Genomic DNA, 12,299 nt, shown 5'->3' with positions numbered 1-12,299 from the left:
AGGTTCAGGGGCGGCGGCAGTCGCTGTTGAGTTTGATCAGGGCTTGGCTGACATCCTGTCGCGCCAGGTCGAACTGCATCCGGCACTGCTCGTTTGTGCCTTCGCCCCAACGGACGGTCAGGCGGCCCTTGAGTTTTTCGGTGCGCAGGTAAGCCTGGCTGCCTTGGCCGACCATCCCGATGAGGCTGCCGTTTTCGTCCAATACATCGGCGCCCATGGGCACGGCCTCACCGCCGGGGCGTACGGCTTTGACCAGGATTGCGTTGCCGACGCGGGTCTTGAATTCAACCTTCACGGCTGCTCCTGCATAGGGCGCTACGCGGCGCTGGCCGTCATCGAGTTCGGCTTTTTCACTCATGCCCTCAGGGTTGATGGCTACCGTGTTGTAGCGATAAGGGGTTAGCGACGGCACCAGCGCGTAGCCGTCGCTGTCGATGGTTGCACCCATGCCATTCATGACCTTCGCACCGCTGGCGCCCTTGGCTTCGATCAGGGCGAAGGTGTCGCCCAAGTAAGGCCCGAATGTCACACCGCCGCCGTGCACGGCCAAGGCACCACGAGCGCTGCCGGACGCTTGCCAGTAATCCTGCCCTTTGGACGCGCTGGCGCTGACCGAGGCGTTGGGCAGATATTTCTGGACGTTGGCGCTCCACACGTTCTGTTTCTGATCGGCGTCGCGGGACACGTCCATGCTGTAGCTCAAGGTCTGATCGGCCCCCTGGGTGCCCGACAACGAAGTTTGATACAGGTCGCCAGAGGTAGAGCTGTGCGTCACTGAGCTGCTCAGCGACGGCACATTCGAGCGGGCCGGGCTGCCAAGAGGGAAGGACACCGAGAGCAGCGTGACGGTCTCTTGGGTGCCGGCACTGCGCGTGGTGCCTACCCCGTTGTCCGAGACCGTGTTGTCCAGTTGGTCGTTGTAATTGCCGCTTCGCCGGTTCAGGTAACTGCCGGTGCTTTGTCGCGACACGGACAGGTTGACGCTGACGTTGTTGCGCAAGGTGTTGGCCCAGCCAAATTGCAGCTGCGTGTCGCGTTCTCGGCCGCTGCGGTAGTCCTGGGTCGAACCGGATAAAAACACGCTGCCGTAGTCATTGAGGTTTTGATTGATCGACACCTCGAAGCGTGAGCGTTGCATATAGCTCGTCGACTCCCAGGTTTGGTGGTTGCGGATCGACTCGCGCACGCCGAGCACGTCGCCGAGGTCTCGATAGCCTTCGGTTGAATAGCGGTAGCCGGCAATCGACAAGGTGGTCTTGGTCGGCTGGAAGGTACGGCTGTAGGACAGGCGTGCCATCCAGCCATCGAGCTGGCCTTCGTTCGGCAGATTGGCGCGCGAGTAGGTGGTGTCCAACCCGAATGCGCCCAGGGTGCTGGCGTAAACGCCGCCGAGCACCAGCGCCTGGTAGCCCTCGGCTACCCGCAAGCCGCTGTTGGCGGTCACGCTGTTGGTCAGGCCGCGCTGGTAGGTCATTTCGCTGAAGGGATCGTGGTCGCCAAGATCGCGGCTTCGGCCCAGCGCCATGCTGTAGCGTGACAGGCCAGGTCGCAACGATTCGGGAACCGCCGAAAACGGTACCGTGAAACGGCTGACGCTGCCGTCGGCCTCGACCACCGAGACTTCAAGGTCGCCGTTGTAGCTGGTGGAGTAGAGGTCGCTGATTTCAAAAGGACCAGGCGCAACGGTGGTCTGATAGATGTCATTGCCGTTCTGGCGCACGATCACCTGCGCGTTGGTTTTGGCAATCCCACGTACCGTAGGTGCATAGCCGCGCACTGACTCCGGCAACATGCGGTCGTCGGAAGCAATCTCCAGCCCGGTGTAGCTCATGCCGGAAAAAAACCGACCTGAAGTAAAACCCTGGCCCACGGTCATTTCGCCTTGTAATCCAGGCAGGGCGCGTTGGGCGTAAGTGCGGGTGGTGTTCCAGTGGCTGCCGTTGTCGTTGTCGTAACGCAAATTGCCTTGTTGGCGCAGGCGCCACAGACCCATGTTCAACCCGTTGTTGAGGGCCAGGTAGCTGGAGTCGGAACTGCCGCTGTAGTTGCCTGTGCGTGTGACGTGGTACTGGCTGGCGCTGTAGTTCACAAAACCGATGGTGTTGCCGCCGTCCAGGTTTTGCGGCGCGACGTAGCCGCGCGGGGTGTTCAGCATCAGGCTCTGTGGCACGTTCAGGTCCAGGCGCATCTGCCCGAAATCGAATGCTGTCGACGCGCCCTGAACGGCTTTGCCGAGCACCAGGCACTGGTCCGTGCCGGGGGACTGGATAGCGCTTTTGAGAACTCCGCCGCTTTCCAGCAACGCTGCGGGCAGGCATGGCTGCACATCGCCTTCACCCTGGTCGGCGAAGCGCAGGTCAACGCGGTCGACAAAACGACCGTTGATAAACAAATCCACCCGGTATTGCCCGGGTTCAATGGCGTTGACCCTGTTGAAGCGCGCCAGTGAACCGCTGCCAAACAGCATGTTGTCGTCGAACACATAAGCGTCGCTGGACGCTGCGACGGTGCTTTGCGCCATGGCAATGCCTGGGCTCATCAGGCTGACCGTGCTGAATAGGGTTGACTGCACGAAACCGGGTAACCAGCGGTGACGTGCAAATACAAGACCCATCTTGAAGGCTGATACGCAATAGGTAGGCATGACGATCACCCCGTGCTGATCAAAGAAGGGGCAGATCAGTGACGACATCAGCACCGAAATCGTTGACCAATGTCAGGCGCACGGTGTCTCCCGCAGCGGCGGAGGCGCCGGCGGGCAGCGCCCAGTTGGCCTGGCTCAACGGCGCGACCATCGATGCCTGGGAAAGCGCGTAGGACTTGCCCCGGCTGACCACGTCGGCACGGCGCACGGTGGCGAAATACCCGCTGTCATTGCGGGCGATCACCGCCTTGCCCTGAAGCTTGAAATGCAGGGATTGGCTCAGCGCGTCGGGGTTTCCGGCCAGCTCTTGCGGGCGGTAAAACACCTTCATGCGGCTACTGACGCTGAGCAGCAACTTGTTGGCTTGCAGCTCGCTGGTCTTCATGGCCGGCATCTGCACGAAATTGAGGTAGAACAGCGATTCGCGGTCCTTCGCCAAGTCGTTGCCGGTGAAGACCAGGCGCACGACCTGGCCGGCATTGGGGTTCATGCGAAACACTTGCGGGCTGGCGATAAATGGAGCGTCAGCGGTCTGTGCGGTGAGGTTCGGGTTGCCCGTGTCGAGCCACATTTGGACCAGGTAGGGATGGGTGTCCTGATTGGTCAGTTGCACCACCTTTTCCTGGGCTTGGGCCGGGTAGATGACACGGGTGCCCGTCATTACGACGCTGGCATGTGCATAGGAGGTCATGGCCGTGCCGAGTGTCAGCGCCAAGGCCAGTGTGGTTTTCTTCAGGCGAGTCATGGTGTTCTCCGTCCAACAGGCGCAGAGCGGGTGAAGAATGCGGGCGTGGGTAAAAGTGCCGGGCACAGGGCCCGGCAGGTACCAGGGATTACAGGTAATCCAGGGCGTATTGCGCGGTGGCCGAAACAGTACCGGCCGTGGCGGCACCGGCTTCGCTGATGTAGCGAACAGCGAAATCGTGGCTGGCGCTGGTGGCGCCGGAGCTCAGGGTCAAGCCTGCAACGGAGGTAATCCCGTTGAGTACAACGGCAGAACCGCCAGTTTCGCTGAGCAGTTGCACTTGTACGTTGGTGGCCGTACCCGCGTTGGCAAGGTTGCCTGCGCTGGTCACGTTGTTACCCAGGAAAGCCGTCTTGATGGCAAGGCTAGACGAGGGTGCGGTGCAGCCGCTCACGCTGATGGTGAACGGTGTTTCGCCTGCCGTACTACCCACTGCATTCAGGGCGGCAGCGCTGACGGTAGGCATCAGGATGACCGGGTTCGCGGCGTTGCCATTGACCGCTACAGCGCAGGTTTGAGCCGATACCTGGCCGGTGAACGTGATGGTGTTCTGGGCGGCTGCGAAGGTCAGGGCTGGAGCGGCGGTCATGGCCAGGATCAAGGCAATACGCTTCATGGTGGAACTCCTCATTAAAGTTGATTAGGGCAGTGCGTGGAGGCTGTCCGGTGTTCGCCAACGGGCGTAACGGGGCTTGTCCAGGCGCCGCAATCTTAAGGAGAGGAGGCGTTGGGTTTAATCAGGCGATTCTTAAAAGTTGCGAATGGCCATGCCTGGCGACCGTTCACCGAAGCGTGCCGAAAGCGCTGGGTACTTTGAGGATCGTCTTATTCCGACGCCCTGGCTGTTGGATTAACGTTCCCTGATGAAACTACGCCAATCCCTACCTCCGTTCGACACGTCGTTCTCAACTCCCACGGCGGCGAGAAAGTTGCTGCGCCTGTTGGTCATCGCTCTGGTGTTGGGGTTTTACGCGGGCGTCTACAGCTATGTGAGCGCCACCTTGAGCCAGGAGATATCCCAACGACGCAGTTACATGAATGCGGCGATATCCGATGCGCAGAGTTTTTTCGTCAGCCGCCAGACACTGCTCAAGACGCTGCGGCTGGCGGCGGTGCGCAGCATCACTGCGCCGGTAGCCAGTGCGAACGTGGTGGCGGGGGAAGAGGTGCACATCGGCCTGGGGTCGGACAAACAGGCCTGGAGCCTGTGGCTGACCCACCGCATGATCGACTACCTGCGGCTCAACAACGTGAACCTGTTGTACGCCGCGAGCGGCACCCGAGCCGAGGTGATGCGCCTGATCCCCGCCCGCGAACCGGTCCAGCTGATTGCCCCGCATTTGTTGGCGCGGCTCAACGCTGAATATGGCAGCGCCGCCGACGAGCTTTGGCTCACGGACCCTGAGCGCGATGATTCCCCCCTGTATATATTTACCCGTCTTGATGACCGTAGCCCTCAATCGGGTTGGCTGGGGTTGGAAGTCGAGTCGCCAGACCTGCTGAGCGCCTTGCGAAACGAAAACGCCGGCCAGTTCATCTTGCTCGACGCCAGCGGCCAACTGATTTTTGATAGCGCGCAGGGACAGTCGTTACGCCTGGAATTAGCTCAAATGCCGGCGCCTCAGTCGTTCGGCTTTGTCGGCGGCCATTGGCTGCCGGATCATCTGGCGATTCGTAAACAACTGGGGTTTTCGAACTGGCAAATCGTCTACGCCCTCGACATGCACTCACTGCTCCCCGCGTTGATAACCCCCGTGCTGATCAGCGTATTGCTGTGCGTACTCGTCACCTGGCTGATGATCTGGCTGATGCGGCGTATCGACCAGCGCCTGATCGTACCCGCCGGCAATCGCATTGAGGCGCTGGTGGAAAGCGAGGCTTTCAGCCGGGCGGTGATCCGCATTGCGCCGGTGGCGCTGTGCGTACTGCGCCGCCAGGACGGCGAGGTGGTACTTGATAACCCGCTGTATACGCAATGGATCGGCGACAGCCAGGAGCGCCAGCAACGCAGTGCTGACTGGATCCGTCGCGGCTTTGATGATGCCGAACACAACACCGTCGATGAGTTGCAACTGGCGGATGGTCGTCATCTGTATTTGAGCTTCGCGCGTACTCGGTACGAGCGCGAAGACGTATTGATCTGCGCGTTCAGCGACATCAGCGCGCGGATGCAGGTGGAAGTGGCCCTGGACCGCGCGCGGCGTATGGCTGACGCCGCCAACGAAGCCAAGACCTTGTTCCTGGCAACCATGAGCCACGAAATCCGTACGCCGTTGTACGGCGTGCTGGGCACCCTGGAGTTGTTGGCGCGCACTGAGTTGAGCGATCAGCAGAAAGGCTATCTGCAGGCTATCGAAGGGTCTTCTGCCAACCTGCTGCAACTGATCAGCGATGTGCTGGATGTATCGCGTATCGAGGCGGGGCAGCTGCAACTGGAGTGCAACCGGTTTTCACCGTTGGAATTGATCGAGGAAGTGATTCACGGCTATGCCGCCGCAGCTCAACACAAGGGCCTGCAATTGTTTGCCTGCATCGATCCGCAGTTGCCGGATTGGTTGAACGGCGACGTCAGCCGCATTCGGCAGATCCTCAGTAACCTGCTCAACAACGCGCTGAAGTTTACCGACAGCGGGCGGATCATCCTGCGCGTTCGGCTGGACAGCCGCGACGGTGAGCGTGTGATGTTGCACTGGGAGGTGTCCGATACCGGCAAAGGCATCTCCCACGAAGACCAGCAACACCTGTTCGAACCGTTCTACCAGGCTGACGGGAACACCCACGTAATAGCGGGAACCGGCCTGGGCCTGTCCATCTGCAAGCGCTTGATGCACCTGATGAACGGCAGTATGCGTGTGGTGAGTGAACCGGGCCTGGGCAGCAGCTTTACCCTGCACCTGCCCCTTGAGCAGCTATCGGCGTTGGAGCCATCACTGGGCGCTGACGAACTGTTGCCGGAAATGGTCTGCGTGGTTTCGCCGGTACGCGAGTTGGCCGTCAGCATCTGTGGCTGGTTGTGCCGATGGGGCGCGCGCGCGCAAGTCGGTTTGCCCAAGGCCTATGACAATACGCAGGGTGCGGTGATCCTTGAGTTGCACCCTGGCCGACTTGGCGAAACGTTGGCCGCGCACTGGGAAGGCCCGCGCGTACTGGCTGCCAGTGACCTGCATGATGATGCACTGAACAACCCGATTGGCATGGTCAGTTTCAACAGCTTGAAAGCCCTGCGCATGGCGGTCGGGGCCGCTCAAGGGCAACTCATGCGCGGCGCGACGGCACCGGCGCAAAGCTACCCGGTATTCAACCTGGGTATCCACGTGCTGGTGGCCGAAGATAACGTCATCAATCAGTTGATTCTGCGCGATCAGCTCGAAGAACTCGGTTGCACGGTCGAATTGGCCGGTGATGGGCTCACGGCCCTGGAGATGTGGCGCCATTCGACGTTCGACCTGATCCTCACCGACATCAATATGCCGCGCATGAACGGCTACGAACTGACCGCCAAATTGCGCAGCCTCGACTGCCACTTGCCGATTATCGGCGCTACCGCGAACGCAATGAGCGAGGAGGGTGAGCGTTGCCTGGAAGCGGGTATGAACCGCTGCCTGGTCAAGCCGTTTGCCTTGCGCACGCTTTACACCTGTCTGGAACCTTACCAAAGGAGTGGCAATTGAAACCCTATCGGGTGCTGATTGTTGAAGACCACCCCTTTCAGCATGAATTTTTGCGCAACCTGTTCAGTACCCTGGGTGGGTTCAACGTAGAGGCCGTGTGGGATGGCGCTACGGCGCTGCAACGCCTGGACACTCACACCTACGATCTGGTCGTGACTGACTTGTTCATGCCCGTAATGGACGGCGTGCAACTGATCCAGAGCATTGCCAAACTCGGCAAAGCGCCTGCGCTGGCGCTGATGAGTGTGGCCTCGCGACGTATGTTGGTCAGTGCCGGGCTTGTGGCAAAGAATCTGGGGCTGGAGGTGCTCGGGCTGATTTCAAAGCCGGTGGCTGCGTACGACATCATGCGCTTGCGCGATTCTCTCGATAAGCGCCGCAGTGACTTGGATGCCTCCCGTAGCCATCCTGTGCAGCCCGCTCGCCAGTGCCTGCTGGCAGCCATGGAGAGCGGGGAAATACAGGCCTGGTTTCAGCCGAAAAAATCGTTGCGTGACGGCCGAGTGTGCAGCGCCGAGGCGTTGGTGCGTTGGCGACACCCGCAGCAGGGTACGTTGCTGCCCAGGGATTTTCTGCCGACACTTCAACGTTTCGGGCTAGAAGACAAATTGCTGTGGCTGATGCTGGAGCAGACTATCGAGGCGCAGTCGTTCTGGCGTCGTCGTGGCTGCGAAGTGCCCGTATCAATCAACTTGCCGACCCACTTGCTCGACAGCCATGACCTTGCCGATCGTCTGCATGACCGCGTGTTGGCCTTGGGCGCCGAACCCGCCTCGATCGGTTTCGAACTGATGGAGACGTCCACCACCGAGTCGCTCAGTGACTACTACGCAGGTGCCTGTCGCTTGCGCATGAAAGGTTTCGGATTGGCGCAGGACGATTTCGGCAAAGGCTTCAGCTCCTATTTCAACCTGGTTTCCACGCCCTTCAGCGAACTGAAGATTGACCGCTCATTGGTCCACGGTTGCGTCGACAACGAAAGCCTCGCCACTGCGTTACAGAGCATTGTCGAACTGAGCCGAAAGTTGGGCCTGACGGTGACGGCCGAAGGCGTGGAAACCCAGGACGAGCTAGAGTTTTTACGCAAGATCCAGTGTGATCAGGCGCAGGGCTTCCTGATCTGCGCCGCCGTACCGCCTGAACGGTTTTTTGAGTTATTGCGCGAAGATGGCCTGAAGCCAGCACTAAATTGAAGTCAAATTGTCTACCTGTAACGCGCCATGGAATGGCAACAGTGGCGGAGAAGCTCCCCGCCGTCTCATTCCAAGACCCGGGGCGTCGGCGATGAAAAATGCAAGCCTGAAGTTCGGCGTCTTCGCCTTGAGCTCTCAACGAATCAACAAGCTGTTGCTGGTGCTCGCCGGCCTGACGGTGCTGCTGGTCAGCATGTGTTACTGGGCGGTTGAAAGGGTATTGGACGAAGAGCGGATCAAGGTCGACTTCCATTTTTCGGGCTTGATGGAAAGCATTCATGAGTACGACACGTTTTTGCGCAGTGTCGCCAGCGCTTATGACCGCAGCAACCAGAACATGCTGACCAATATTCGGCCCCTGTCCCGCGTCGAAATTTTGCAGAAAGGCCAGGAGCGTGTATTCCAGAATCACGGGTTGGCCCTGTCCCAGCCTTTCACCCTGAGCGAGCGCAAGCACTATGACCCGGAGCAGTTGCAGGGCGGCTATTCGCTGGGCGTGCAACTGACCGATTACTACAGCGCATTCTGGGCCAGCTCGTTCTACTCGGCGCCACAGATATTCCTGTTTTCGCCGAGCGACCAGTTCAACATCGCGATCCCCGGCGTCGATGGCACGCGCAAGCAATCGTTATTGCTCAAGAACAACTTCTTTGACGTGACGGCTTACTTGTACCAAGGGCTGCTCGCTCGGCACGAGCAACTCAATAACCGGCGCGTGAGCTGGATGCGTGCGCCCCGGGGGTTGTTGCAGGGTACCGAGACGATTGTGGCGTTTATCGGCGTGGACGTGAATCCATTGGTCATGCCTGACCGTCGAGATGATGGCCTACTGACGGTTGCAGCGCTGTTGGACGCTGGGCAAATCAACGACCTGGACCGCTTGCTGACACGCCCGATTGACCATCGCGTCACGCTGATCTCTCCGGCAGGGGATGTGCTGCTGGGCGATGCGCAAGGTTCAGGGTCATTGCCGGTTGGCATGAGCCTGGGCGCCGAAGGCTTGCGCTTCAAGGTGGTTTCGACGGGCAAAGATCAATGGGTTGGCTTGTACACCATCAGCTATGAAAACTTCTTTCGCTTCGCCAAGTGGTCATTGCTGGGTACGGGCGCTGTGTTTCTGCTCGCGGTGTTTTTAGGCTGGCGGATTAATCGCTGGTACCGCGCCGGCATCGTCGAGCCTGCGTTGCGAGCGACACGATTACTCACCGAAAGCGAAGAGTTCAACCGGGCCATGCTGCAAAGCGCCCCGGTAGGCCTTTGCGTGGTGCAACGTAACAACAGCAAGGTGCTGCTGGAAAACCAGCGCGCCCAAGAGTGGCAGGGCTCCGCTGAGCTGATCGATTTGCTCAACCGCGACTATCAAGACGAAGATCCGCGCGAGATGCAGATCGAGGTGGCTGGACGGCATTTGCTGGTTTCGTTCAGATTCAGTCGCTATCAGGGTGAGGATGTGGTGCTCTGCGGGTTCAATGACATCACCCGCCACGTTGATGATGCCCTGCTGATGGAGCAGGCCAAACGTTCCGCAGACGAGGCCAGTGCCGCCAAGACGCTGTTCCTGGCGACCATGAGCCATGAAATCCGCACGCCCCTTTACGGCGTATTGGGCAACCTCGAGCTGCTGGGGTTGACCCATCTTGACGCCCGCCAACAGGACTATCTGCAGACCATCGAGCGCTCTTCGGCGGTGTTGTTTCAGTTGATCAGCGATGTGCTGGACGTGTCGAAAATCGAATCCGGGCAGATGGCGCTCGAGACCGTGACTTTCAGCCCTCTGGATGTCTTCGAAGATGCGGTAAACAGCTATGCTGCCGCAGCCCTCAACAAAGGGTTGCAGGTGTTCGCCTGCGTGGATGCGAACTTGCCTGCCCTGATGAGCGGTGACCCTGGCCGCATTCGGCAAATCCTGAATAACTTGCTCAGTAATGCGATCAAATTCACTGATTCTGGCCGGGTCATCGTGCGCCTCAAGGTGACGGACCTGGAACTGAACCACGCAACGTTGCAATGGCAGGTTTCCGACACGGGCGCCGGCATCAGTGAAAAGCAACTGGGGCAGTTGTTCAAACCGTTCTCGCAGCTGGGCGGCAGCCAGCAGGCCGGCGGTGCGGGGCTTGGCTTGTCGATCTGCTCCCGCTTGAGCGAACTGATGGACGCACAATTGCGGGTAGTCAGCGAGCCGGGGCTTGGCAGCAGTTTCTCCCTTCACCAACGCCTGCCTATCGTCCCAGGCCCATTACCTGACTGTTCGGCCATTGAACTTCAAGGGTTGGCGGTATACGTGCGGGCACCGTTCAAGGAGCTTGAGCAATCGCTGATTGACTGGCTCAACCGCTGGGGCGCACGTGCGGTAGCGCTGCCGGCGGGCTACCAGGGTGATCAACATGAGTTGCTGCTGGATAGGGTGACGGGGCCTGGCCAGCAGAGCGTTTGGAATGGCCGGCATATCACGGCGACCGAACTCGGCGCACGTCAGGGCGACGTGTTGAAGCAAGCGTGGACGGTCAACGCCTACGACATTCGCGGCATTGCCCGAACCCTTTCGCAGGCGCGCCCAGGCGGCGTTAAACCGCTCGGGTCATCCGAGCGCGTCGGTGACCAGCGCTTGGGGTTGAGGGTGTTGGTGGCAGAAGACAACCCAATCAATCGCGCCATTTTGCAGGAGCAACTCGAGGCGCTGGGCGCGTGGGTCGTCGCCGCTGAAGATGGTGAGGAAGCGCTGCAACGCTGGTCGCCTGGTGCCTTTGATTTGGTCATCACCGACATCAATATGCCCCGGCTTGACGGTTATGGCCTGGCCCGCGCCTTGCGCGAGCGTGACAGGCAAACGCCGATCATTGGCGTCACTGCAAACGCTCTGCGAGAGGAGGGGGAGCAGTGCCTGGCGGCGGGAATGGACACCTGGGTGGTTAAACCCTTGAGCCTGGACGCGTTGCGCAAAACCCTGCTGCGCTATTGCGGCGAGCGCGTGGATAAACAGCACGAGGCGTCCACCCTGCAGCAAGGCGATCTGGACGGGTGGATCACGTTGTCCGCGACCATGCATCGGCTGTTCATCACCACCATGCAGGACGACGTCCGCTTGACACGGCAAGGTCTCGACGCAGGCGACAAGGAACACGTGGTGCGGCATTTGCACCGCATGAATGGCTCCCTCGCATCGATTCGTGCCTCGCGCTTGAGCGCTGCATGCAACGCGCTGGAAGAGGCGCTGTACAAGGGCTCACTGAACCCGAGCCTGGTGGCTCAGGTGCGCAACCTGCTACAGCGCCTGGAAGCGGTAATGGACGCCATGGCGCTCAATCCAAGCTCTCAAGGCCAACCATCGGACAGGTAAACATGAAAAAAATCAAGGTAGTGATTGCGGACGATCATCCCATCGTGCTGCTCGGCGTGCGTGAAGTTATCCAGCGCGACGGACGTTTTATAGTGGTTGGCGAAGCGACCAGTTCCAGCCAATTGATCGACAGGCTTCAGAGCGAAAAACCGGACGTGGTCATTACCGACTTTCACATGCCCGGCGACTCGACGTTTGGTGACGGCCTCAAACTGATTGAGTACCTCACCCGAAGGTTTGTCGACACGCAGATCCTGGTGCTGACCATGATGTCCAACAACTTGATCGTGTCACGCCTGCATGAATTGGGGGTGATGGGGGTTATTCAAAAAAACCACTTGCACGAAGAAATTGAAAACGCCCTGAACGCACTCGCCTCGCGGCGTAATTACCAGAGCCCCGTGCAGGAAGCCATCTCGGTTATCCACAATCAACAACAAGTCGACGAGCGCTTTGCCAGCTTATCCCTGCGTGAAATGGAGATACTGCGCCTCTTCGTGGCCGGCCACAGCGTGACGGACATTGCACGCATGGTTAATCGCAGCAGCAAGACAGTGAGTGCGCAAAAGGTCTCAGCGATGCGCAAGCTGGCGGTCACAACCGATCAGGCGCTGGTGACTTACTGTGTGAACGCCGGGAAGTTTCAATAACGCTCGGCGACTTTAAGAACTGCCTGATGGCCTGCGGCAAGCGCACCGTTGATCATGCC

The 12,299-nt window shown here is 59.7% G+C and carries 7 protein-coding genes; 4 read left to right on the top strand and 3 right to left on the bottom strand.

All coding sequences use genetic code 11. The features are described 5' to 3' along the window. Positions 1-4 precede the first annotated feature (4 nt). From ACR52_RS13325 to ACR52_RS13315, 3 genes are all read right to left on the bottom strand, one after another. Positions 5-2,692, bottom strand: coding sequence for a fimbria/pilus outer membrane usher protein (locus tag ACR52_RS13325; RefSeq protein ID WP_236692139.1), 2,688 nt, complete (start codon positions 2,690-2,692; stop codon positions 5-7). Next, complete coding sequence (locus ACR52_RS13320; protein WP_048724733.1) at positions 2,664-3,389, bottom strand: fimbrial biogenesis chaperone; 726 nt, start codon at positions 3,387-3,389, stop codon at positions 2,664-2,666. The genes ACR52_RS13325 and ACR52_RS13320 overlap by 29 nt, the downstream gene beginning before the upstream one ends. An 88-nt stretch (positions 3,390-3,477) precedes the next feature. Next, entirely contained in the window at positions 3,478-4,005 is a 528-nt protein-coding gene (locus ACR52_RS13315; RefSeq protein ID WP_048724730.1) for a fimbrial protein, read from the bottom strand. Positions 4,006-4,252: 247 nt separating this feature from the next. Here ACR52_RS13315 and ACR52_RS13310 point away from each other — a divergent pair, with 247 nt between their 5' ends. The 4 genes from ACR52_RS13310 (at position 4,253) to ACR52_RS13295 (ending at position 12,240) form a co-directional block, all read left to right on the top strand. Continuing rightward, positions 4,253-7,060, top strand: a complete 2,808-nt coding sequence (locus tag ACR52_RS13310; protein WP_048724727.1) for an ATP-binding protein — start codon at positions 4,253-4,255, stop codon at positions 7,058-7,060. After that, positions 7,057-8,253: an EAL domain-containing response regulator gene (locus ACR52_RS13305; protein ID WP_048724724.1), complete on the top strand. Its 1,197-nt coding sequence runs from the start codon at positions 7,057-7,059 to the stop codon at positions 8,251-8,253. The genes ACR52_RS13310 and ACR52_RS13305 overlap by 4 nt, the downstream gene beginning before the upstream one ends. A 91-nt stretch (positions 8,254-8,344) precedes the next feature. Further along, positions 8,345-11,590: a hybrid sensor histidine kinase/response regulator gene (locus ACR52_RS13300; RefSeq protein ID WP_048724722.1), complete on the top strand. Its 3,246-nt coding sequence runs from the start codon at positions 8,345-8,347 to the stop codon at positions 11,588-11,590. A 2-nt stretch (positions 11,591-11,592) separates the two neighbouring features. Then, the gene (locus tag ACR52_RS13295) at positions 11,593-12,240 is read left to right on the top strand and encodes a response regulator (RefSeq protein ID WP_048724719.1); all 648 of its coding nucleotides are present in this window, start codon (positions 11,593-11,595) and stop codon (positions 12,238-12,240) included. The last annotated feature ends 59 nt before the right edge of the window (positions 12,241-12,299 follow it).

This window comes from Pseudomonas fildesensis, from assembly GCF_001050345.1.
Taxonomy (GTDB): Bacteria; Pseudomonadota; Gammaproteobacteria; order Pseudomonadales; family Pseudomonadaceae; genus Aquipseudomonas; species Aquipseudomonas fildesensis.
Note: the sequence above shows the minus strand (reverse complement) of the source record. Positions and strands in the feature narration are given on the sequence as shown.